Genomic DNA, 23018 nt, shown 5'->3' on the forward strand with positions numbered 1-23018 from the left:
CTATTTTTCAAGTTAACAGCGGAGTAAAAATAAACCCCCAATTAATCATAAATTTACAAACGTTTCTTCAAGACATTTATTGTAATTAATTTGTTATTAACTATTATGTATTTAGAAACCAATGTGACATATTGAGGTCTCATGACGAGCTCAAGTTTGGTTAAAAAGTAACGGAATACTAGGGAGTCTACCTTGGAAAGGATTAAGCTAAGCGCCATCGCTCTAGCTAGCATGCTGTGTAATCCAGTCTCAGCCCAGTCATTAGAGCAAGCCATTTCGCACACCCTGAAAACGAATCCGGCAGTAAAAAGTTCGTATAACGAATTCATGTCTTATTTGTATGAAAACAAAGCCGCTGTTCGGGAATATTACCCAAAGGTTGATCTCACCGCAGGTGTAGGTTGGGAAAACTATCAAAATGATCAAAGTAGAGATGACGACTACACTGCGGTCGATGCCTCAATTCGGCTAACACAACTGTTATGGGACGGCTCTAATACTCTGCACAATATGGACAGAACCGCAGCAGAAGCGGAGTCCCTGCGCTACAAAGTATTAAGTGATGCCTCAGATAAAGCGCTAGAAGTCGCAAAAGTGTATCTAGACACACTAAAAGCTTATGAAATTCTCGCCCTCTCTGAGAGTAATCTTGCGACTCACAAAAGAATCTTTAAAGATATTAAAAAACGCACAGAATCAGGAATAGGTTCGACCGCTGACCTATCTCAAGTTGAAGCGCGTATTGCCAAGGCGCACGGTAATTTACTGGCTGCACAAAATAATTTGTTTGATACACACATCCAGTTTTCTCGCCTAGTTGGGCAGTCTCCACAAGGCTTAGTTTTTCCAAGAGCCGATATCACTCGCATCCCATTAACCATTAAAGATGCTCTTGATATTGCTTTAGAGAAACACCCAGTTATTAACACAGCTAAAGTCGATGTCGACGCTGCAAAATTCCAATATAAACAATCTAATAGCCCTAACCTTCCTACTTTCACAATAGATGCTGGCTATGATTATTTTGATGATGCAGAAGGTGTGTCGGGACGTCGTGATGAGATGAATGCTACGTTACGGATGCGCTATAACCTCTTTAACGGAGGTGTTGATAGTGCCAATAAAGACCGCGCTGCTTATCAAATGAATAAGGCAAAAGATCTACGAGATAGAGCATATCGAAATGTTGAGGAAAGTTTGCTCCTCTCATGGAGCGCACTGAATCTGACCTTACAACAAAAAGAATTTTTAGCCGATCACGTAGATGCAGCTTCCAACACTGTTGTCGCTTATAGCAAACAATACAAAATTGGTAAACGAACCCTACTTGATCTGTTAAATACTGAAAATGAGCTATTTGAGTCACGTAAAGGGTATGTGGATGCTCGATATGCTGAGCAATACGCAAAATTTCGAATACTAAACGCAACGGGTACATTACTTGAATCGCTCTTAGTCGATGTTCCAGAGCAATGGAATACAGCGGTGGAGTACTAAAATGAATAAATTAATTTTAGCGTCTGTCATCTCTTTCACTATAGTTGGATGTGCCAACGATACCGAAGAGTATATCGACACTCCGCTACCAGACCAACAAGCAGATTTGCGTGACTTTGACCGTGATGGCGTTATTAACGCTAGAGACAAATGCCCCGGTACTCCAAGTAGTGCAAGAGTCAATAATGACGGCTGTGAAGAACGCATTGAAGTCTCTCAAGAACAACACCTTAAAATCTTATTTGAACACAATTCGACTGAGGTAAACCCCGTATTTGGTGGGCAGATTGAGGGCATGGCGGAGTTTTTAAAACAATACCCCGAAACCTCAATTGAAATTAAAGGTTTTGCCAGTAATCCCGGTGATAGAGAATACAACTTAAATCTATCACGCAACCGAGCGCTGCTGGTGCAAGATAAGCTAATAGGGTTTGGCGTTGATCCTAGTCGCGTCGTTATTATTGGTCATGGTGAAGATGACGCCGACGATGACAATCCCATCGATGAAGCGCTAGAAAGACGCGTTGAGGCCAAAGTTGTTGGCTTTAAAGGAGACTTTGTTAAGGAGTGGACTATTTTTACGACGTTACCGAAATAAACGTTATTCAATCCACCGCATAAAGAGCTGAGTAAAAACTCAGCTTTTTTGTTCCTATCTCGCTAAATAATCCCATGCAACCTGTAAGCGTGCTAAAATACCCGACATATCACACTGTTAGGAAAAAACAATGAGCCAATTAAGCAACGATATTCAACAAAATCTAGACCTGTTTATCGAACAGAGTAAAAAAGAGAATCTTGTTTGGGGTCTTAAAAATGAAGACGGCTGGTTAGCCTGTGATTCAAGCGAGTTTGAAGAATGCGAAGTCATGCCATTTTGGTCTAATCGTGCTGATGCTGAGTATCATAATGTTGAAGAGTGGGCTGATTTTGAAGTCACTGAAATCCCTCTTGATATTTTTGTAGAAGACTGGCTAATCACCCTATCAGAAGATGGCGTGTTAATCGGTACCAACTGGAATGCCGAGCTTGAAGGTAAAGAAGTAGAACCAGAAGCACTGGCTAAACTGTACCTATAATAATTCTATAACCCCTGCAATCACTGTAGGGGTTTTCTTTTTTTACTGGGTTTAATCATGTACAAGCTAATTGCTATCGATATGGATGGCACCTTACTCAACACTGATAAAGTTATTTCAGACAGAAATAAGCAAGCTATCTTTGATGCGAGAGCAAAAGGCGTAACCGTTGTACTAGCCTCTGGCCGCCCATTAGAAGGTATGCTCAACAGCCTACAGCAACTGGGTATGGACAGTAATGAAGACTATGTGCTTTGTTATAACTCTGCGGTAATTAAAAACGTTGGCACAGGTGAGATCATTAGTGAACGTTTGATTTCAGGAGCAGATGCAAAGCGCGTCTACCAATTGGCCAAAGAACGTAACTGCAACTGCCAAGCATTTAGTAAAGTACACGGCTTAATTACCCCTAAAGACAGTCACTACACACAGCATGAAGCCAAAATTAATGGTTTAACGGTTACGGTAATGGATTTTGATACCCTTGATGATTCACATCCAATCATCAAAACCATGCTCGTTGATCCAGTAGAGGTGCTGCAACCAATAGCCGATACTCTTCCCGAGATTTTAAGACGCGATTATTCCGTCGTGCGTAGCGCACCCTTCTTCCTTGAATTTTGTAATCCACTCAGTAATAAAGGCACTGGCGTACAGACCCTTGCCCAACATTTGGGGATAAAACAAAGTGAAGTGATGTGCATTGGAGATGCGGGTAACGATCATGACATGCTGAAATACGCAGGTCTTGCCGTCGCAATGCAAAATGCCGATGACGAAACCAAATCACTCGCTGATCATATTACCGATAGTAATAACGAATCCGGCGTCGCGACCGCCATTGAGAAGTTTGTGCTCTAAGTAAGAGATAACGTTTTAAATAAACGGCTAATCAGTAGTTACACGATTGTTTTTGTCATACAGTGAATGTGCGTTTGAAAGCCATGCTTGCGATAAACACTAAGCGCACTTTGATTAAATCCCCACACCTCTGCGTTAACTCGCATCGCACCATGAGCTGCAAACTCACTTTCTAGGCGATTAAGAAGTGCGATACCACCGCCTATCTTTCGATAACTATCATCAACAAACCAATGGTCAATGCTTCCTACCATTTGCGTTTTTAACAGTGGCGACTGCATATGACACAACTGCCCGGAGATAAAACCAACGATAGACTCATCCACCTCTAACACAAAGATAAAGCAGTCCAGAGTCGATAAATAACTATCAATCTCTGCTGTCAGCTCTTCAATGCAAGGCGATTTTATCATCTGCTCACAGTGCAAATGATGCCACTCATATAAGGCTTGCCACACATTTAACAAAGTAGCTTTGTCTGTGACTTGTGCTCGTCTTATCTTAAAAGTATCCGACATTTTGCCACACTACTCGACAGGCCAATGCAATTAACACTATGCCTGAAAGTTGATCAATAAGTTTGCCTCTGGCTTTTAATCGTTCAAAAAGCATTGGGCTAGAGAGAATTAAAGCAATAAAGGTATACCACAAACCATCAACCAGCATAGGCGTCATAACCACAATTGCCTTTGAACCTAGGCTATTGCCTTCGGCAACAAACTGGCTAAATAGCGCGATAAAAAACAAAGCGATTTTTGGGTTAAGCAAAGAAATCAATAACCCTTCTTTCGCCGACGCCTTAACACTCATAGGCTTGCCCGCTTCAAGGGTGCTGGCAATACCACCATTAGAGGTCAATGACTTCCAGCCTAAATAAGCCAGATAGGCCGCGCCTAATAATGAAATAGAAACAAACAACAGCTCTGATTTATGCAATACCACCGCGAGACCAATCACAGTAATAAACGCATAAAACGCAATACCACATGAGTGTGCCCACGCAGCTGCGATTCCGTTAAGTCGCCCACCTGCCAATGTATGTTTACTCACCGTGGCAAGACTAGGCCCTGGTGACATGGCGCCAAGTAAACAAATTAAAAATAAAGACAGCCATAGATGAAGGGACATAACACATTGCTCAATATAAAACTCAATAGACCATGTTATGCTTTTTTTTAGTGAGGTAAAGCTCTGATAAACAGATTTATAAAATCCGTTACTTCACCGCCGAATCCGCACTATCCAATTGTGCCTGTTTTACATTGATACTTTTGTCGATTGCTTTTAAGCGATCAGAAGCTTTTTGCTTCCTTTCACAAGAGTCTGATTTTGCATCCCAGCTTTTACCTTCAGTAAATACCTGACACTCTTTCGCCAAATCATTAAACGTCACAATCAATTTTTCGCGTTGTACATGTAACTCATGCACCTCTTGTTGCAGTTTCAGCTGATCTTGAAAATATTCCTTAGACTGGGCAAGTATGGCGTTTTTCTTATCAAGAGAGGTCTGTAATTCTTGATTGTTATCTTGTAATTGTTGTTCGTTATCTTGCTGTTGTTTAAGTTGTTTTTTTAAGTTTGCGACTTCAGCATCTAATTGTTTTTTCTGCTGCTTTAGCTGTGCGTTGGCTTTTTCTGACTTCGTAACAGCTTGTTTAAGTAAGGTTTGCTCCTGCTTAAAAGAGTCGCCATCTTCTTTGAACGTCTGCAATTTGGCTTTAATTTCATTATTTTCAGCATTCAAAGCCACTTGTTGATCGCTAAGCTGTTGTAAAGTCGCTTGCTTCCCTTCACTCTCTTTTTGCGCGTTATGTGAGACAAATGTACCACCGATTACCGTGCCTAATACCAAGCAAAATAGTCCTGTGATCAGATGCGTTTTGCTCGCTCCAATCTGGCGTCCCCGTACAAGGTTACAATTCAACACAGACTACCCCACTATCGGATTAATTCAGACATCATCAAAACACCAGTATAGATAGCAAACGCTCCTAACAATACAATGACAACCCATTTTTGTATTTTCTCATTCGTGTTATAGCGAACAAACAACAGCGCTAGAACACCCAAGACGACAATAGCAATTAAACGTGTCATGTTACTCTCTCACCATGTGATAAATATTAGGATTAGGTAAAGTTTAACAGTTAAGTATTTGTTTTGGTTAATCTTACCTAAAAGAAATTTCGATAAGTTTCTTGAATCTGTAAAAATTTATGTTACTTTACTTGCCGGTAAGTAATTTACTTACAAACCTAGCGTTTTTACGCTAGTTCCGATGAAGACTGCAGGAGAGTGACGTTTTATTACGTCTACCGAAGAAGTAAATCTTTCAGGTTCTTGTTTTTACGTTCTTGTTTAAACGAGTGAGGACTGCAGTTGGAGGAATCTCTGGAGAGAGCCGTACTACTTTTATGTAGCAATCGGCCGCCGAAGGAGCAAGCCCAATTTTGGGTGAAACTCTCAGGCAAAAGGACAGAGGAGTGAAACTGCGTTTAACCACTTTATCGTTAATTTAGTTCTTTTGATCCGCGTTCACTCTTCTCCTTATATGTTGTTTATTAAGGGGAAAACCATGACACCTGCACAATCTTCGCTACAAACTATTTTACACTCCATCGACAGTTTCGTCTGGGGACCACCACTGCTTATCCTATTGGTTGGTACCGGCGTTTACTTCACTTTCAGTTTAGGCCTTATTCAGTTTAGACACCTTCCTACTGCCCTTAAAATGGTCTTTAGTAAGTCGTCAAATACCGATTCCAAAGGCGATGTCACCGCATTCGCAGCATTATGTACAGCCCTATCAGCTACCATTGGTACAGGTAATATCGTAGGTGTGGCGACTGCGATTAAACTTGGCGGCCCTGGTGCACTCTTTTGGATGTGGCTAGCTGCATTATTTGGTATGGCAACAAAATACGCCGAATGTCTACTTGCCGTAAAATACCGCACCACAGATGACAAAGGTGGCATGTTGGGTGGTCCAATGTACTACTTGCGTGATGGCGTAAAATCACCGCTTTTAGCGACATTATTTGCCGTTTTCGCTCTAGGTGTTGCCCTGTTTGGTATCGGTACTTTCCCACAAGTTAACGCTATTTTAGATGCATCAGAGGTGACGCTTGGCGCTGACCGTACTATGGCGGCAATCGTATTAACTATCCTAGTCGCTATGGTTACCTTAGGTGGTATCAAGTCTATATCTCGCGTCGCAGGTAAAGTAGTGCCGACCATGGCGGTTATCTATGTTGTGGCTTGTTTAGGTATTTTGATCAATAACGCTGACCAAGTGTTATCAGCCATTGAACTAGTGATTGTTTCTGCGTTTACACCAACAGCAGCAAGTGGCGGCTTCTTTGGCGCAAGTGTCATGCTTGCCATCCAATCGGGTATCGCGCGCGGCGTATTCTCTAACGAATCAGGTTTAGGTAGTGCACCAATGGCCGCAGCGGCTGCAAAAACCGACTCATGCGCACGTCAAGGTTTAATTTCGATGACCGGTACCTTCTTTGATACCATCATTATCTGTACCATGACCGGCCTTGCCTTAATTATCACAGGTGCATGGCAAAGCGATTTTGCTGGCGCAATGATGACCACGCATGCTTTCGCTGTGGGTTTAAATGCCGATGTCCTCGGCCCTATTTTAGTATCAGTCGGCCTATTGTTCTTCGCCTTCACCACCATTTTAGGTTGGAACTACTACGGCGAACGTTGCGTGGTTTACCTTTTCGGTACTAAAGCAATCTTGCCGTACAAAGTAGTCTTTATCGCATTAGTCTTCTCTGGCGCCTTTATGAAACTGGATATGATTTGGTTAATTGCCGATATCGTAAATGGCTTGATGGCAGTACCTAACCTAATTGGTCTTATCGCCCTACGTCAGGTAGTGATTGCGGAAACTAAGCTGTTTTTTGATAAGTCATTATCGTTAAAGCCTGCGACTCAACAATCGTAAAGACGGCTATTGGCTTGCGCTGATGTGGATCATTACTAATAAAAAAATGATCACTTTAGCGTAAGTCATTATAATTTCCAGTATTTACTGCATAAGATGGACTACTTCGGAGTAATCCAACAGATATAAAGCCTAGCCTTATCATTACAGATCTTACTTTGAGAAAAGAGTCAAGGTACAGCCAGCTAATAGAATTAGCTTATTATTTAGTTATAACACTGTCGCGGACTTACTTAACAATTAGGATTATATGTTAGTTAGAATCCGTTACAGTCATACTGGAAACGCGCCACTTAATCCTTAATATTTGGTTGATTCTTACCTATATCACATGACCAAACTAATTTTTGTGATATGTTTCCTGATGAATAATTCATTGTTATCTTACCCGTCGCTTTATCAAACTTCGTAAGTCCAGAAAAATCCTTTATATAAAGGCTTCTTTTTGAATTAGATATATTTTCACCGTCATTTGTTCCATAACGTAACATAACCCATCCACCAATTTCGATGGAGTAAAACCTATCATTTTGAATTCGAAGCCAACCATCTCTAATATCCCCTTTTCGCAAATCACTTAGCAATGGACTAATTGACGTCAACTCACAGAAAAGGCGCCTTTTTTCATCATAGTTAACGCTATTACTCGCATGTAAATTAAATGCCAATGGTAACAAAAATAGAATTTTTTTCATTTACTTATCCTTGAAGTCTAAACTAAATACATATAAGACATAATAAGCGTATGAGGTGCTAGTCTCAAATTTAGTAAGTTAACTTCAAGTCAGAATCATAATTAGTATGCTCAAACAACTAAATATCGAGGCGAGTATGAACAACACATGGTTACATTTCTTAGCGTAAAATAGATATTTGAAGTTGGGATGATTGGAAATAAACTTCAAACTATATTAGAAGGATTCTAAGCGTATTGTAACTGGCGACCTTTGATATTCTACAATAGTTTAACGATCAAGTTTGCTTAAACGAGCTTTAGCCCTTTGCATTAGAGCATCAAAACAAACTGGAGCAATTAGTACGAATTCATTTTGATTATAGCTGTTCTCTATCAATCATAACTGCCATGAACCACTTGTAATTAGGCAGATTGACCTAGCACAATGATAGATTAACGAGCACTACGGATATTAATAAGAATCCCGCTTCACCGCCAATATATTGGGGTTTCCGGTACTAGAGTTGATAGAAACCTTAACTTCATAAGGATAAATCTGTTGGATTTGCTGTTGGGTCAATATCGAACTTGGCACGCCATCGGCTATTAACTTTCCATGGTGCATAAGCAACAAACGGTCGCAAAACTCTGCTGCTGTATTTAGGTTATGTAGTGCCACAAGCACCGTTTTGCCCTCTTGTGCCAAGCTGTATAGAATATTCATCAATTGTCCTTCATGACCAATATCTAAGCTAGCACTGGGTTCATCTAACAAAATAACAGGCGCATCTTGCAACAAGATTCGTGCAAGGTGCACCAGTTGTTGCTCGCCGCCAGAAAGTTCATCTACGCTTCTTTCTTCAAGGCGATCTATGTTAAGTCGCTTTAGTACCTTTTTAATTTGGCTTTTCTTTTGCGCTTTATCTAACGCATGATTGTTCACTAAGCCTAACGCAATTAACTCACTGACTTTATAAGGAAACTCGACTCGATTGATCTGTGGCAGGTAGCTTAATAGTGCGGCGCGCTGATCGGCGGCCAATTCCATTACAGGTTCACCAAACAAGCAAACTCGCCCTTCGGTTGGCGTCATATAACCGCTGATGTGTTTTAGCACGCTAGATTTACCTGCGCCATTGGGGCCAATAATGCCCACTAATGAGCCCTTACCTAACTCGAAGCTAACGTTCTGCAAGACCGCCGTTCCATTAAAAGAAACACTTAATTCAGCCACTTTTACCGGACACTCATTCATAGCAGTCTCCCTTGTTTTTGTACGCGAACCACTAACCAAAGGAAATATATTCCGCCAAGTATCGCGGTAATAATACCTGCTTTGATCTCATACGGCGCAATGATGTAACGTCCAATAAGATCGCAAATTAGCAGGAATATTGCGCCAAACAGCGCCGAAAGCGGTAATAAACTAATGTGATTGGCACCAGTTAACATACGCACCAAATGTGGCACCATTAAACCGATAAAACCAATGGGGCCTGCAATCGCGATCGACATGGCGGTAAGCAGTGATGCACATAGCAACAAGCTAAAACGACATCGCCCGACGTTCATCCCTAACCCATGCGCCGCTTCATCACCAATGGACAAAATGTTCAGCCATTGTGCGCGTCGTAACAGCCAGAGAGAAGCCAGCACAATAACCGGCAATGGCCAGATAATTTGTTCCCATATGCGACCTTCCAAGCCACCCATGGTCCAAAAAACAAATTGGCTTACCTCATACTGACGGGCAAATAATAGTACCCCTAAGGTAGCCCCGCCTAACAAAGAAGATAAGGCGAGACCCGCTAAAATCAAATACAGGGTTTGTCCGCTACCGGAATTGCGCGCCAAAATAAACACAAACATGGCGCAAATTAATGCCCCGACACAAGCAATGATTGGCGTCCATAACGGGTGCGCCAGAGAAAGTCCGCTGCTGATTGCGATAACCGCGCCAAAGCTACTTCCGGCACTTACCCCAAGCACATCCGGGCTTGCTAGTGGATTGCGAAACAGCCCTTGTGTACACGCACCCGCAATGGCTAAGGCGCTACCTGCAGCAATAGCGGCAATCACTCGTGGCAAACGAATATGCACAACGATGGCAGAAATTAAAGGATACTCTGAAGCCGCGCTTTGCGAACCTTGCGTGACCAACAGCTTTAGGTAGGAAAGCATGTCCACCACAGACAAATTAACTGCACCTAAAGCCAGCGCCGCCCATATTGAAATAACAAGCGCGATACTTCCTGCAAACGCATACCAACGAAATTTCACATAGCTTGAATCTGCAATCATGGAGCGGGAGTACCTAAAACCGCCCTATTCACAAACAAAATAGTCTCTACAATATGTTGGCTATAGGTTCCGCGTAAATACTGAGGAATAGGATAAACATTGCCTAACTTAACCGCTTGCACGTTTCTTAACGCAGGGTCGGTTAACACTTGGTGCATTAAATCAGTACTGCCTGCTTTATCGGTTTTCACCACACTAGGAACAAACAACACTTCAGGATCAAGGGCAACAATAAGTTCTTTAGACATAGGCGTTTGACCGTATTTATCCGCATCAAGATCGGCCACAACATTGGCAAAACCCGCCTGATTAACAATCAGCTGCCAAGTAGAATGACGAGTACTTGAAGTACCCCAATTGTTGTAATCAAGCACTTTATATTTATGACTGGTGTAAACAAGACCTTCTTCTAGTTTACGCTCCATATCCACGACTATGGTTTTGGCTTTGTTGTCTTCACCAACTATCTTGCCGATGAGTTTTATTAAATCTTCAATTTCAACCAAAGTGCTAGGTACAGGTAAAATAAAGACCTTTATACCCGCAGAGCGCAGTTGATGGATACGTCCTGCATCACTCCAAGTGGCGGCAAATACCAAGTCTGGGCGATTTGCTAAAATTTGCTCTACGTTTAACCCTAAACGCGGCACAGACGCGGGCACTTTGCCGGCAATAATTGAAAAGTGTTCATCATCGACCAGATCGGTAACTGAACTAAAGCGTTGTGTAGGAATCATATCTAACAACACTTCATCACTAAATAGAGATTTGGAAGATATTTTTTGAGGTGCTTTATCAAGGGTTAGGCTTTTACCGCTAGCATCTGTCACTGTGATTGGATATTGAGCCCATGCAACAGCAGAATAAAGATAAACAAGCACAGCAAAACCGCGCATAAAACTTCCCATTTAATTTTCCCTTTTATACTTTTTTAATGCTCAAACTCATCAAAATGAAGGATGCAGGCAATGAGTTTGAAGGTTCAATGATACTGAAATGCACAAATTTAACTAAAGAATATCGTGATTTTATCAAGTAACAATGATTAGATACTACATAAGCACATAGAGTAGCAATGTTTACCTTGTAACGCATTGAAACCTAGCTTGTTTTTATGAATAAATGCATTTTAAAAGGAAACATCATGAAATTCAGCGGTAATATTGACGAACTGGCCTACCCATTTATTTTTGAAGACAGCCCATTATGCGACTTTGAAATCCTTACCGATGAACTGTGTACCATTACAGGTCTGGCGCTAACCAATATCGATAACCCAAAAGTGCGCCAATCTTTAGAACAATTACAGCCAAAAATCTTCCATCTTAATGGTTCAATTCGCGGAAAAAATGGCATATTTGAAAGTGATATTGAATCATTGGCCGCCGAATACCACGCCTTTAAAGACAGTGTCAGTGATGACAACAAGCGATTTGTATTGCCAAGAGGTACAGGCCCGGTGATTCAACTACACCAATGTCGCAGCCTGTCTAAAAAAGTGGTTCGACAGTTAGTATTGGTAGAGAAAGCAGGCAAAAAAGTACCTGAAACGCTACCAAGATTTGCCAACCTATTAGTCAATTACTACTTCGCGCTAACTCGCGTACTCAACCAAGAAATGGGTATTGAAGAGCCGGAATACACCAGCATCAACTACAAAGCCAAAGCCTAGTTAGCTCGATATAAGCTAACGCTTTAAATCACAAACACTCAAAAACCAATAATGCGCCAAGCGCGATCAAGACTAAGCTGCTGCACATCTGTAAGCGATAATTTACTTTACCGCTCGATAACCACAGCTTAGCTTTATCTAGCATAGTCGCCAAACCGCACTGCCAAACCATTGCCAATACGAAGTGAATTGATGCGAGAAAAATCGACTGTAGCCATAGATTGCCCGTCGCATCGATAAATTGAGGCAAAAACGCCAGATAAAATACCGCGGTTTTCGGATTCAGTACGTTCGATAAAAAGCCCTGACGAATGGAAGTGAACACCGAAACTTGAGAGCCATCCGCCTGAACGTCAATAAGCCCTACTCCGCCTTTTAACGAGCGAACGCCAGAAACACCTAACCAAATAAGATAGGCCGCGCCGATGAGTTTAATGCCATTAAATAGCTCAGGGCTTTGGCTAATGATGGCCGCCACGCCAATGGCTGACCAAGTGGCATGCACATAGAGCCCAAGACAGATACCCAAACTGGTTGCATAACCATCTCCTTTTCCTCCACGGCTGGTGTTGCGAATAACCAGAACAGTGTCCAGACCTGGAGTGATGGTCAAAAGAGTCATGGCGGCGATGAAGGTGTATAAGTCGTTAATCTGCATTGAATTTTCTAATGTTGCTTACTAGGTGTAACGCGGGAAGTTTGATAGTCTAAACCAATTCAATACGGTTAAGGAAGAGATATGTCTGCATTTAAATCACTCAAGGACCATTTTCAAACAATAGATAACTTTGCTCACCTGCACGCGATCTGCGGTTGGGATGCTGCTGCTATGATGCCTAGCGGCGGAAATGAGGCGCGCTCTCGCGCCATGGCTGAACTGTCAGTGCACGTACACAGCTTAAAAACCCAGCCACAACTAGCAGAATGGTTTGATAAAGCTAGCGATGAAAGCTTATCTGTAGATGAAGTTGCGCAGCTTCGCGAAATGAAACGTAATTGGCAGATGTCGAACATCATTCCAAAAGAGCTAGTCGAAGCAAGCTCTTTAGCTGGTTCAAAATGTGAACATGCTTGGCGCACCCAAAGAACCAACAATGACTGGCAAGGTTTTGCTAAAAACTGGCAACCCGTGGTCGCTCTGTCTCAAGAAGAGGCGCAGATACGCGCTCAAGCCACAGGTCTGAGCCCATACGATGCCATGCTAGGTATCTATGAACCGGGTACAAGCAGTGAAGCTCTTACACACACCTTTGATAACGTAAAACAGTGGCTACCAAATCTAATCGACCAAGTCATTGAAAAGCAAAGTAAAGAGAGCATCATTCTTCCTAGTGGCACCTTTGATACCAGCAAACAAAAAGCGCTTGGCCTTGAAATCATGAAGCTACTGCAATTTGATTTCACCCACGGTCGACTTGATGAAAGCGTGCATCCATTTTGTGGCGGCGTGCCAACCGACGTAAGACTGACTACTCGTTACGACGAGAACGAATTTATGCAATCACTGATGGGTATCGTCCATGAAACAGGGCACGCTCGTTACGAACAAGGATTGCCAAAAGCCCTTGCTGGAAACCCAAGTGGCACAGCTCGCTCTATGGGTATCCACGAATCTCAATCACTATTTTTTGAAATGCAAATGGGACGAAGTGCGCCGTTTATTCACCATCTTAGTCAATCTTCGGCAAAACACTTCCCAGAACACGATGCACAATTGTTTGAATCATCGAACCTAAACAAGCTGTATACCCGCGTGAAGAAAGACTTCATCCGTGTCGATGCCGATGAACTCACCTACCCTGCGCACGTTATCCTACGCTTTGAAATTGAACGCGATCTCATCAATGGCAACATTTCATACCAAGACGTGCCAGAGCTTTGGGACAGCAAAATGCAATCTTACCTTGGTCTATCGACCGCAGGTAATTTCAAAAATGGCTGTATGCAAGATATTCACTGGACAGATGGAAGCTTCGGCTATTTCCCTAGCTACACATTAGGTGCTATGTACGCAGCGCAATTTATGGCTGCTATGAAGAAAACCGTCGATGTAGATGCGGTGCTACGTTCAGGCGAACTGACACCTATCTTTGATTGGCTATCTAGCAATATCTGGAGCAAAGGTAGCTTGTTGACCACTGATGAATTGGTGAAACAAGCCACTGGCGAAACGTTAAATGCTGAACACTTTAAACAGCACTTAATGAACCGCTACTTATAACATAAGCAAAAGGCCTGATTACTATATGCTATCGTAATCAGGCCTTAATACTTTTCAACAACTATAACCCCAACTCTTTTTATCCTGATTGAGGTTAGTTTCTATTAATCCATTAAACTCAGAGTATGTTGAGTGGTTGTTCCGTTTGGTGAGGTTAGATCGAACGTAGAACCATGCAAGTCAGCAGTCCAAGTTTTCCCTCCGGTACTGACTAAGATTTTACCGCTTATTGGATAATCTAAACCAAAGCTTTGATCATCGAAATAGATATCAGAGCTTTTAAGTACAACATATTGATTGTTGCTTTGTGTATCAGAGTACTGTCCAACAAATTTAATCTCATCGACATCGTTATAATGTGAATCATATGTTGATGTTTTGAGTTCTATAGTACTTGCAGTAAGATGACCATCTTCACCTGTATTAACATTGCGTATATCTAAGTCAAGATTTAAGTATTCATTACCAATCCCATCTTTAAACATTCCTTTTAAAGAAATTCCGTTCTGATTGCAATATCCCACCTTAAATGTACTATCCCCAATATTAGTATAAGAACCACCATCGCTACAAAATCCATCTGATAAGTAGTATTCGTGGTTAAAAGTCTTAACTACAGATGTTATTGCTGTAAACCCGTTATCAACGAGTCTTGCTACCGTACTAACATCTGTATCATTGATAAATGAGCTCATACTACCCTGACCTAGGCCAGTAAATGCTGTATTTTCTGTAACGGTACCAGTATCCATATTTACATTGTAACTATTACTATCAGGCTCAATAACGGTCAAGACTTTTGGATAGAACTTCAATTCCCATTTACGATTATCCTTGCCAATAATAATTGCGTGCGCCTCACCTTTATAAAGTTGGTCAAAGTCAGTTGCTATGACTTTATATGAACCATTAGTAGATGATGTTAGAGTTGCAGTAAAATCCGATGAATTTGAACTTTGGTAATTACTTTGCACTGTTTTACCGCTAGACAAATAATGAGCTTTTAAATTAGCAGTTAAAATGTAGTTATCACCTGCTGTATCGTTAATATTCCCATTTAGTTCAACATTAGTACCTGTTAACTTCGCATTTTGGTATTTAATATTAAGAATTCCAGCTTGATCATTATAGTTCCATGTTGCGGAACCTGTATCAGTATAAAAATACCCTTTTACATAACCATCATTCCACGAATCTAACACCTGCCCGTAATCACTATTAACCTCAGAATAAAGACTTAGCGTTTCAACTAAAACATTGTGTAATTTATCTGCATTCTGGATATCAAGGGTCAGTTCAGTTGTTTTGGGACCCGAATCACTACCACCGCCACCACAACCAGACAGTATTAGTGTAGTCAAAAGCAAACTTCCCGCTAAAAGCGGATATTTTTTTAATATTTTCATTGTTATTCCTTCCGATTTCTTTCGGATACAACCTTAGTTTCCATATTTTATTTGTTAAACCTTGCTGTTAGTAGCACACACTAGGACATATAAGATTGCGGAAACGATCAATAGGGAAGGTATGGATTATGCATTGAAAACAAACTAATCGGCGCTAGTTTCCGACCAAAACCCTCTAAGTAACGAATGCTTGAAATTGTTCTCATTAAGAAGAACACAACGAATCAAAATGACACAGATTGTTCCTGCCATTTTTCTTTACTGCGTATAAGGCTTTATCTGCTTGGACGAACAGCGCATTAAAATTCATGTTGGTTTTTGGATCGACGGTAGTGCTTCCGATGCTGAAAGTGATGTCGATTGTGGTTTGCGCCGTGGCGATTGAGAGTGGTTTGTGTAGCCTTGTCATGACTTCGTTGGCTTCTGTTTTATTGGTGTTTGGGCATAAAATAATAAACTCGTCCCCTCCCCAACGGCCTAATAAATCATAGCGACGTATTAGGTGACTTAAGTGCTTGGCGACGCCAATAAGCACCTCATCACCCACTTGGTGGCCATAAGTATCATTGACCATTTTAAAATGGTCGAGATCAATAAGAATTAATGAGGTGCTGTTTTTAGAACGCTTAGCTCTGTCTAACTCTTTTTTCGACAGGCCTTCGATTGCGCGCTTGTTGAAAAGGTTGGTCAAAGGCTCAATCTCTGCAACTCTGCGTTGATATCGAAACATTTTGTGGATGCCAAATGCGATAAGCATTAGGCCAGCAATCGATAAGATATCGCTAACCACCACATCAAACATCACATTGTTTTGAAAAAACCATTGGAATTCACCGATAGCTTCAAGGCATTCAAAAAATTCACACGTGATCAGCGCAATTAAGCCAATATTGACCGTAATATCTAATGTTCGATGTCCATATACAAAAATGCCACAAAGCAAAATGAAGGCTATCGCTTCCAATATAAAATCGGTGGTATTAATGACATCAAAGCAAGCAAATAGAAGCGTAGGAAGCAGAACGCTAAGTCCAATAAAAAGGCTGTTCATCCCAGATATCTTCTCCTAATGTTCAAGAAAGGCGCAAGATAATTGCGGAAGTGAATAATTAACTATACGTAATTAACATTAGCGCATACGACGACGAATACCAGAGGCTTATGGGAAAACTTAGGCGAAAAGACACGTTATAGAAGTAAACATCGTTGAAAAAGAGGATATTTCTTAAAGTACAAGGGATTATGAGCAAGTAAGTTTCGTCATTGATTCACAAATAACTGGCGAAAAAAAATGCCCCAGTTCAAGTTAGGAGCATTTTACATTCAAACCAAACTTATGTGTTTATAAGAAGTGGAATGTTGCGTTGAGCGTGTAAGAATCCACGTTGCCGCCACTGACTTCAAAGTTTTGGTAACCCGCACCTACTGAAATCATGTCGATAACAAAGTATTCAACACCCACACCGTACATCAAATCGTAACCATCATCGTCTTGTGCGCCTGCTTTGCCGCTCAAGTCGTAACGGTGAGCACCTAAACGTCCATATAGGTGTACTGGGCCTAAATCAATGCTTGGTTTAATGCCTGCGTAAAACGATTGGAAATCGTATGTTTCAGGGCCTACATCAAATGAACCCAGTTTCCAGTAACCTGCTTCTACGCCGATAATTGGTAAAATACCTGTACCTACATGGAAACCAAAGGTAGAGGTTTTATCGCTTTTAAAAGAAGACTGACCTACAGAGCCACCTGCATACAACCAAGAATCTGCTGCTGCCATTGAAGAAACGCCCATTAAGGCTATCGCAAGAGCATATTTACCGTACTTCATTCTAACTTCCTGTTTTGTTAGTGCTTTTGAATCATATTATTATGTATCACAAATTGGATATTCGCAGTAAAGATTTACACATTTTCAATCGCATTACGAATACGTTTATCCGAAATTGGATAAGGTGTACCCAATTGCTGCGCAAAAAAGCTCACTCTAAGCTCCTGCAACATCCAGTGAATTTCTTTAACCGAATCTGGCACTACCGTACCTTTCGGGATTTTGTTTTTCAATTCTTGATATTCACGCGCTACTGTTTCGATTTTTAACAGTTGCAATCGGTCGCGATTGGGATCAATCGGCAGTTTTTCCATGCGTCTTTCGATTGCTTTCATATAGCGTAGGATATCTGGCAATTTCTTCCAACCGCAATCGGTGGCAAAGCCTTTATATATCAAGCCTTCAACTTGCGCCTTAATATCAGAAAGGGCAAACGCCATGCTTAAATCAACGCGGCCTTTAAGCTTCTTGTTGATGTTAAAAGCTGTGGTCAGAATCGTCTCCACTTGCTGCGCAATATGCACCACAGTATCACCCAATTCGGCGCGTACATGCTCTTTCAACGCTTCAAATTTCTCAGGCTGCCATACTAGACCGCCCTGCTCTTCGATGAGTTTGTCGACACCACAAGCAATACAATCATCAATCAGATCAAGCACTTTTCCATAAGGGTTAAAGTACAAGCCAAGTTTAGATTTATTCGGCAAGTTCTGATGCAGATACTTAATCGGCGACGGCACATTCAGCAAAACCAAACGGCGCTGACCGGCGCGCATTGCTTGCTGCTGTTCAAACTCAGTTTCAAACAGTTTTATCTCAACGCTTTGCTTAGCATCCACAATAGCAGGATAGGCTTTGACTTGATAGCCGCCGCGCTTTTGCTCGTACACTTTCGGGATTTCACCAAAGCTCCACGTATGCAGATCTTTTTGTTCAATATCGTCATCAGCAACTTTAGATAAGGTTTGCTGAACCTTCTCTTTTAGGCTGTCTTTAAGCTCATACAGATCAGCATGTTCTTTGAGTTTACGATTGCGATGATCCACTGCGCGGAACGTTACTTTTAAATGATCAGGGATTTGCTCTAGCTTCCAATCATCACGCACCACTTCTACGCCCGTCATGCGGCGAAGCTCTTTTTCTAAACTATCCAGTAGCGGCGCTTCTAACGGCGTCACTCTAGACAAGAAAGCATCGGCGTAGTTTGGCGCAGGCACAAAGTTTCGACGCAATGTTTTAGGTAGTGATTTAATTAACGCCACCACCAACTCATGACGCAACCCCGGTATTTGCCAATCAAAACGTTGTGGTTGGATTTGGTTTAACACGGGTAATGGAATGTGCACTGTGACACCGTCACTATCATCACCAGGTTCAAATTGGTAGCTTAGCTTAAGTTTGACGCCATTTTGGTGCCAAAAGTTAGGATAATCCAACTCTGTGACATGCGAAGCATCGCCTCTAAACAGCATCTCTTTTTCAAAGTTGAGTAACTCAGGAGAGCCTTTGCGCTGTTTATTCCACCATGAGTCAAAGTGACGACCAGAAATCGCTTCAGTTGAGACTCGCTGATCGTAAAAATCAAACAATTCGTCGTCGTCCACCAAAATGTCACGGCGACGAGACTTGTGCTCAAGCTCTTCCACTTCTAGCAATAATTTACGGTTTTGCTTAAAGAAAGTGTGTTTGGTTTCCCAATCGCCCTCTACCATCGCTGAGCGAATAAAGATTTCGCGACACAACACAGGCTCTATTAGCCCATAATTAACAGTACGTTTGGGAATGATTGGGATGCCGTATAACGTCACTTTCTCATGCGCTTGCACAGCGGCTTGTTTCTTCGACCAGTGCGGTTCGCTGTACGAACGTTTAATCAGATGCTTAGCCAGAGGCTCAATCCATTCTGGTTGGATTTTTGCCACGATGCGCCCCCAAAGACGTGATGTTTCCACCAGCTCGGCGGTCATCACCCATTTAGGTTGCTTCTTAAATAAACCAGATGCTGGGAAGATATGAAAACGTGCGTTTCGCGCACCTTGATATTCATTCTTCTCTTGGTCTTTCATACCAATGTGCGACAACATGCCACTAAGCAGTGCGCAGTGCACCGCTTCGTAATTGGCTGGGTTTTGGTTGACTTGAATATTCAGCTCACGCAAAGACTGGCTGAGTTGGAAATACAAATCTTGCCACTCACGGACTCGTAAGTAGTTTAGGTAATCTTGCTTACATTGGCGTCGAAACTGGTTACTTGAGAGCTCACTTTGCTGAGTTTTGATGTAATCCCACAAGTTTACAAAACTGATAAAATCTGAGTCTTTATCAAAGAATCTACGATGTTTTTCATCCGATGCTTGCTGTTTATCACTTGGACGCTCTCTTGGGTCTTGAATAGATAAGGCTGATGCAATGATCATCACCTCTTTAGCACAGCCCAAACGAGGCGCTTCAATCACCATTCGACCTAGGCGTGGGTCGATCGGCAATCTTGAGAGTTTGCGCCCAATATCAGTAAGGCGTTTACGCGCATCTTTGGCGTTGGCATTAATTGCGCCAAGCTCTTCTAATAGACGCACGCCATCTTGAATGTTGCGACGATCGGGTTTTTCTACAAATGGGAATGCTTCGATATCACCCAGCCCCAAGGCGGTCATTTGCAAAATAACCGACGCTAAGTTGGTTCTTAAAATCTCAGGGTCAGTAAATTCAGGGCGGGATAAGAAATCCTCTTCTGAATACAATCGAATACAGATACCTTCTGCCACACGACCACAACGACCTTTACGCTGATTGGCGCTGGCTTGCGAAACAGGCTCAATAGGCAGGCGTTGCACCTTAGTGCGGTACGAATAGCGGCTAATACGCGCCGTACCCGGATCGATAACATAACGAATCCCCGGCACAGTCAGTGACGTTTCAGCTACGTTGGTGGCCAGTACTATGCGACGTCCAGTGTGCGACTGAAAGATGCGGTTTTGTTCCGATGATGACAATCGCGCGTACAAAGGAACAATCTCAGTGCCTCTTAAATTACGCTTAGAAAGTGCATCAGCAGTATCACGAATTTCGCGCTCACCATTCATGAAGATAAGGATATCCCCTAGCCCTTCATCACATAGCTCATCTACGGCTTGGAAAATACCTTCCATTTGGTCGTGATCGTCATCATCGTCACCTGAAAGTGGACGATAGCGCGTATCTACCGGATAAGTACGGCCTGATACTTCGATAATTGGTGCATTGTTAAAGTGTTTAGAAAAGCGTTCTGGATCAATCGTTGCCGAGGTAATAATGACTTTTAAATCAGGGCGTTTTGGCAAAATATTGCGTAAGTAACCCAAAATAAAGTCAATATTGAGGCTGCGTTCATGCGCCTCATCGATAATAATAGTGTCGTACTGGTTTAGATAACGGTCATGCTGGATCTCAGCCAACAAGATACCGTCAGTCATCAGTTTAATTTGCGTGTTTTCAGAGATTTTGTCGTTAAAACGAACCTTATACCCGACAAACTCACCCAATTGGGTTTCCATCTCTTCTGCAATACGTGACGCAACAGAACGCGCCGCTAATCGTCTTGGCTGTGTGTGACCAATCAAGCCTGTTTTACCACGGCCTAATTCAGCACAAATTTTCGGGATCTGCGTTGTCTTACCAGAGCCTGTTTCACCGGCAATAATCACCACTTGGTTGTCGGTTATCGCATCGGCGATATCATCACGCATTTGGCTGACAGGTAAAATTTCTGGGTATTCGATGGTTGGCGTATTCGTTTGACGCGCCTGCACAGTCATCATTGACTGGGCAATGTCTAGGGCTATTTCGTCGAATACGGCGTTCTTCGCGCTCTCTTTTTTAATGCGACTGGCACCTTGAATGCGTTTAGAGAGGCGGAAGCGATCCTTAATCATGCACTCTTTTAGTGCTGATTTTAAAGAAGAAGCTGTGTTTGTCTGTTTTTGAGGATGAGATTGGGTCAAAACAATTCCGAACTGATAACTGTGAAAGGTAGAACTGAGTAAATTGTATCACAACAAGCATAAAAAAAGCGTAGGCCATTTAACCTACGCTTTAATTCTGACTGTAGAACGATTAAAAATCGAACTGCAGGTATACGGAGTTATAATTACTGCCGCCTTTTATACGCCCATATTGAGAAGATTTTTCAAAAATCGCGGAACGGTGATGTATGGAGTACCCAAGCCAAACGTTATCCATAGAGCGTACGTTAAAGAGCGATCCTAAATTCGCATCCAAGGAAAAGTCTAAATAATTGAGGAAGTTATTTGGCTCATAGCCTTTGTCATCAAATTCATTTTGTTCAAGTGAATTGATTTTAGAGGTATAGGACATCCCTTCCGCCACGCCAAAGCGCCAATCAAATGGCCAAGTAAAGGTGTAATACGCTTTAATAGCTAAGACATATTCTTGACTCGATGCTTGGTCTGCATTGCTCCAGTGCCAAGCAAAACCGGGAGTCAAATAGATATCTAAAGGTAAACCAAACAAGCTATCAGTTAAGGGATAACCATAGAAGATGCTGGTCAACTGACTGTTGTAAGGATCGTCTTCAATATCCCCACTGATGATATCCCCTAGGTTAGAAGGCGTCCCCCAACCATGGGCAATTCTTAAATACGGTTTATTGGATAAGTGCGACTTGCGCTCTTTGTCTGGATCATTGAAAAAGCCAATGCCCAAATAATATTCAGTCTGTATCTGTTCATCAATGAGTGAGGTACTGCGCGCATTACTATCTAAAATCTGCGCGTTAACTGCGCCTAATAAGTAAAGATTCGACACCACATGATAATAACCTCTCACCCCAACAAAGGTGTCGACACCCGCATCAATATCTTGGGTATTTAACGCATAATAGTAGGTGTTGAAATCACTGCTTTTAAAACGTAATGAAGCGTGAGGCTCAAGTGTTAGGTCACCGAATTTATAGTTCGCCTCCGCGCCGAGCGTGGTATACCAATAACCGTCGGTATCAGACATAGCTTCGGTATAAGCAAACCACTGTTCGTTAAACTGATACTCAGCTCGCAAACCCAAATCTAGGGTATCTGCGCCGTATTTATTTTGAATTTCGGCTGGAATATCGACAAAGCGAATACGCCCCAGCACAGATACATTCCAAGAGCTTTGCTCTGAACTATTTTGCTTTGGATTATATAGATACGCCCCCATGGTCAATCCCTTCACATAGACGTACTCATTTTCAAAATAAAGCATTGGGATAAAGGTGCTAACGCGCTCGGAATCTTCAAGGTCGAGATCGTTTACATAAGGAATAGACGCTGAGCGCACCACACCTGCCAAACCCCAAGTTTGCTCTGGATGACGCTCGGAATCGCTTAATTCAGTGATAGAAGATTGAGACGCTTCTAACGGTTGTGTCGTTGTATTCTCTTCTGCCATCACATTTGGCAATAATCCAACGAACATAGATGCACTAATCAGCGCCGGTTTGACTGTATTCATAGAGTCCTTTCTATACAAATAACAAT

At 42.1% G+C, this 23018-nt stretch carries 21 protein-coding genes and 1 riboswitch; of the genes, 7 read left to right on the forward strand and 14 right to left on the reverse strand.

What is annotated here, in order from left to right; all coding sequences use genetic code 11:
• The first annotated feature begins 192 nt into the window (after window positions 1-192).
• The 4 genes from OCU38_RS06490 to OCU38_RS06505 all read left to right on the forward strand — a co-directional run bounded on the left by OCU38_RS06490 (window position 193) and on the right by OCU38_RS06505 (window position 3437).
• A complete protein-coding gene (locus OCU38_RS06490) occupies window positions 193-1497 on the forward strand; it encodes a TolC family outer membrane protein (protein ID WP_390625212.1) in 1305 nt (434 codons plus the stop codon).
• A gap of 1 nt (window position 1498) precedes the next feature.
• Entirely contained in the window at window positions 1499-2095 is a 597-nt protein-coding gene (locus OCU38_RS06495; RefSeq protein ID WP_261822430.1) for an OmpA family protein, read from the forward strand.
• Window positions 2096-2225: 130 nt separating this feature from the next.
• Entirely contained in the window at window positions 2226-2576 is a 351-nt protein-coding gene (locus OCU38_RS06500; protein WP_021712940.1) for a DUF2750 domain-containing protein, read from the forward strand.
• Window positions 2577-2633: 57 nt separating this feature from the next.
• Window positions 2634-3437 (forward strand): Cof-type HAD-IIB family hydrolase, encoded by an 804-nt coding sequence (locus OCU38_RS06505; RefSeq protein WP_261822431.1) that lies wholly within the window; start codon window positions 2634-2636, stop codon window positions 3435-3437.
• Between the two features lie 38 nt (window positions 3438-3475).
• On the opposite strand, the gene OCU38_RS06510 is transcribed toward OCU38_RS06505, so the two are convergent.
• From OCU38_RS06510 to OCU38_RS06525, 4 genes are all read right to left on the reverse strand, one after another.
• Window positions 3476-3955 (reverse strand): GNAT family N-acetyltransferase, encoded by a 480-nt coding sequence (locus tag OCU38_RS06510; RefSeq protein WP_261822432.1) that lies wholly within the window; start codon window positions 3953-3955, stop codon window positions 3476-3478.
• Window positions 3939-4565, reverse strand: a complete 627-nt coding sequence (locus tag OCU38_RS06515) for a LysE family translocator (protein WP_261822433.1) — start codon at window positions 4563-4565, stop codon at window positions 3939-3941. The genes OCU38_RS06510 and OCU38_RS06515 overlap by 17 nt, the downstream gene beginning before the upstream one ends.
• 88 nt (window positions 4566-4653) lie before the next feature.
• Window positions 4654-5364, reverse strand: a complete 711-nt coding sequence (locus tag OCU38_RS06520; protein WP_261822434.1) for a hypothetical protein — start codon at window positions 5362-5364, stop codon at window positions 4654-4656.
• Window positions 5365-5375: 11 nt separating this feature from the next.
• Complete coding sequence (locus tag OCU38_RS06525) at window positions 5376-5534, reverse strand: hypothetical protein (protein WP_261822435.1); 159 nt, start codon at window positions 5532-5534, stop codon at window positions 5376-5378.
• Between the two features lie 284 nt (window positions 5535-5818).
• Window positions 5819-5926, forward strand: a riboswitch (glycine riboswitch).
• A gap of 86 nt (window positions 5927-6012) precedes the next feature.
• Between OCU38_RS06525 and OCU38_RS06530 the strand changes: the two genes are divergently transcribed.
• Window positions 6013-7398 (forward strand): alanine/glycine:cation symporter family protein, encoded by a 1386-nt coding sequence (locus OCU38_RS06530; RefSeq protein WP_261822436.1) that lies wholly within the window; start codon window positions 6013-6015, stop codon window positions 7396-7398.
• A 293-nt stretch (window positions 7399-7691) separates the two neighbouring features.
• Here the strand turns inward: OCU38_RS06530 and OCU38_RS06535 are convergent, their stop codons facing one another.
• The 4 genes from OCU38_RS06535 to OCU38_RS06550 form a co-directional block, all read right to left on the reverse strand.
• Entirely contained in the window at window positions 7692-8093 is a 402-nt protein-coding gene (locus tag OCU38_RS06535) for a hypothetical protein (protein ID WP_261822437.1), read from the reverse strand.
• 453 nt (window positions 8094-8546) lie between these two features.
• Window positions 8547-9329: an ABC transporter ATP-binding protein gene (locus OCU38_RS06540; protein WP_261822438.1), complete on the reverse strand. Its 783-nt coding sequence runs from the start codon at window positions 9327-9329 to the stop codon at window positions 8547-8549.
• Window positions 9326-10375: a FecCD family ABC transporter permease gene (locus tag OCU38_RS06545; RefSeq protein WP_261822439.1), complete on the reverse strand. Its 1050-nt coding sequence runs from the start codon at window positions 10373-10375 to the stop codon at window positions 9326-9328. The genes OCU38_RS06540 and OCU38_RS06545 overlap by 4 nt, the downstream gene beginning before the upstream one ends.
• Complete coding sequence (locus OCU38_RS06550; protein ID WP_261822440.1) at window positions 10372-11283, reverse strand: ABC transporter substrate-binding protein; 912 nt, start codon at window positions 11281-11283, stop codon at window positions 10372-10374. The genes OCU38_RS06545 and OCU38_RS06550 overlap by 4 nt, the downstream gene beginning before the upstream one ends.
• Before the next feature lie 236 nt (window positions 11284-11519).
• Here OCU38_RS06550 and OCU38_RS06555 point away from each other — a divergent pair, with 236 nt between their 5' ends.
• Entirely contained in the window at window positions 11520-12047 is a 528-nt protein-coding gene (locus tag OCU38_RS06555; protein WP_261822441.1) for a cobalamin adenosyltransferase, read from the forward strand.
• A gap of 28 nt (window positions 12048-12075) precedes the next feature.
• On the opposite strand, the gene OCU38_RS06560 is transcribed toward OCU38_RS06555, so the two are convergent.
• Complete coding sequence (locus OCU38_RS06560; protein ID WP_261822442.1) at window positions 12076-12705, reverse strand: LysE family translocator; 630 nt, start codon at window positions 12703-12705, stop codon at window positions 12076-12078.
• An 81-nt stretch (window positions 12706-12786) separates the two neighbouring features.
• Between OCU38_RS06560 and OCU38_RS06565 the strand changes: the two genes are divergently transcribed.
• Window positions 12787-14268, forward strand: coding sequence for a carboxypeptidase M32 (locus OCU38_RS06565; RefSeq protein WP_261822443.1), 1482 nt, complete (start codon window positions 12787-12789; stop codon window positions 14266-14268).
• Between the two features lie 104 nt (window positions 14269-14372).
• Here the strand turns inward: OCU38_RS06565 and OCU38_RS06570 are convergent, their stop codons facing one another.
• The 5 genes from OCU38_RS06570 to OCU38_RS06590 all read right to left on the reverse strand — a co-directional run bounded on the left by OCU38_RS06570 (window position 14373) and on the right by OCU38_RS06590 (window position 22929).
• Window positions 14373-15674: a hypothetical protein gene (locus OCU38_RS06570; protein WP_261822444.1), complete on the reverse strand. Its 1302-nt coding sequence runs from the start codon at window positions 15672-15674 to the stop codon at window positions 14373-14375.
• 205 nt (window positions 15675-15879) lie between these two features.
• Entirely contained in the window at window positions 15880-16725 is an 846-nt protein-coding gene (locus OCU38_RS06575) for a GGDEF domain-containing protein (protein WP_261822445.1), read from the reverse strand.
• Between the two features lie 291 nt (window positions 16726-17016).
• The gene (locus OCU38_RS06580) at window positions 17017-17505 is read right to left on the reverse strand and encodes an outer membrane beta-barrel protein (RefSeq protein WP_023403114.1); all 489 of its coding nucleotides are present in this window, start codon (window positions 17503-17505) and stop codon (window positions 17017-17019) included.
• 74 nt (window positions 17506-17579) lie between these two features.
• Window positions 17580-21485 carry an ATP-dependent RNA helicase HrpA gene (hrpA, locus tag OCU38_RS06585; protein WP_261822446.1) on the reverse strand — a complete coding sequence of 1302 codons (3906 nt, stop codon included), beginning with the start codon at window positions 21483-21485 and terminating at the stop codon, window positions 17580-17582.
• Between the two features lie 112 nt (window positions 21486-21597).
• Window positions 21598-22929 (reverse strand): MipA/OmpV family protein, encoded by a 1332-nt coding sequence (locus OCU38_RS06590; RefSeq protein ID WP_390625256.1) that lies wholly within the window; start codon window positions 22927-22929, stop codon window positions 21598-21600.
• Window positions 22930-23018: the final 89 nt, after the last annotated feature.

The organism is Vibrio neonatus (genome assembly GCF_024346975.1).
Classification (GTDB): domain Bacteria; phylum Pseudomonadota; class Gammaproteobacteria; order Enterobacterales; family Vibrionaceae; genus Vibrio; species Vibrio neonatus.

What these genes read in the sequence shown, in the direction of transcription:
- OCU38_RS06495 (WP_261822430.1), top strand. Translation starts at nt 1,499, where the DNA reads ATGAATAAATTAATTTTAGCGTCTGTCATCTCTTTCACTATAGTTGGA.
- OCU38_RS06500 (WP_021712940.1), top strand. Translation starts at nt 2,226, where the DNA reads ATGAGCCAATTAAGCAACGATATTCAACAAAATCTAGACCTGTTTATC.
- OCU38_RS06505 (WP_261822431.1), top strand. Translation starts at nt 2,634, where the DNA reads ATGTACAAGCTAATTGCTATCGATATGGATGGCACCTTACTCAACACT.
- OCU38_RS06510 (WP_261822432.1), bottom strand. Translation starts at nt 3,955, where the DNA reads ATGTCGGATACTTTTAAGATAAGACGAGCACAAGTCACAGACAAAGCT.
- OCU38_RS06515 (WP_261822433.1), bottom strand. Translation starts at nt 4,565, where the DNA reads ATGTCCCTTCATCTATGGCTGTCTTTATTTTTAATTTGTTTACTTGGC.
- OCU38_RS06525 (WP_261822435.1), bottom strand. Translation starts at nt 5,534, where the DNA reads ATGACACGTTTAATTGCTATTGTCGTCTTGGGTGTTCTAGCGCTGTTG.
- OCU38_RS06530 (WP_261822436.1), top strand. Translation starts at nt 6,013, where the DNA reads ATGACACCTGCACAATCTTCGCTACAAACTATTTTACACTCCATCGAC.
- OCU38_RS06535 (WP_261822437.1), bottom strand. Translation starts at nt 8,093, where the DNA reads ATGAAAAAAATTCTATTTTTGTTACCATTGGCATTTAATTTACATGCG.
- OCU38_RS06540 (WP_261822438.1), bottom strand. Translation starts at nt 9,329, where the DNA reads ATGAATGAGTGTCCGGTAAAAGTGGCTGAATTAAGTGTTTCTTTTAAT.
- OCU38_RS06545 (WP_261822439.1), bottom strand. Translation starts at nt 10,375, where the DNA reads ATGATTGCAGATTCAAGCTATGTGAAATTTCGTTGGTATGCGTTTGCA.
- OCU38_RS06550 (WP_261822440.1), bottom strand. Translation starts at nt 11,283, where the DNA reads ATGGGAAGTTTTATGCGCGGTTTTGCTGTGCTTGTTTATCTTTATTCT.
- OCU38_RS06555 (WP_261822441.1), top strand. Translation starts at nt 11,520, where the DNA reads ATGAAATTCAGCGGTAATATTGACGAACTGGCCTACCCATTTATTTTT.
- OCU38_RS06560 (WP_261822442.1), bottom strand. Translation starts at nt 12,705, where the DNA reads ATGCAGATTAACGACTTATACACCTTCATCGCCGCCATGACTCTTTTG.
- OCU38_RS06565 (WP_261822443.1), top strand. Translation starts at nt 12,787, where the DNA reads ATGTCTGCATTTAAATCACTCAAGGACCATTTTCAAACAATAGATAAC.
- OCU38_RS06570 (WP_261822444.1), bottom strand. Translation starts at nt 15,674, where the DNA reads ATGAAAATATTAAAAAAATATCCGCTTTTAGCGGGAAGTTTGCTTTTG.
- OCU38_RS06575 (WP_261822445.1), bottom strand. Translation starts at nt 16,725, where the DNA reads ATGAACAGCCTTTTTATTGGACTTAGCGTTCTGCTTCCTACGCTTCTA.
- OCU38_RS06580 (WP_023403114.1), bottom strand. Translation starts at nt 17,505, where the DNA reads ATGAAGTACGGTAAATATGCTCTTGCGATAGCCTTAATGGGCGTTTCT.
- OCU38_RS06590 (WP_390625256.1), bottom strand. Translation starts at nt 22,929, where the DNA reads ATGGCAGAAGAGAATACAACGACACAACCGTTAGAAGCGTCTCAATCT.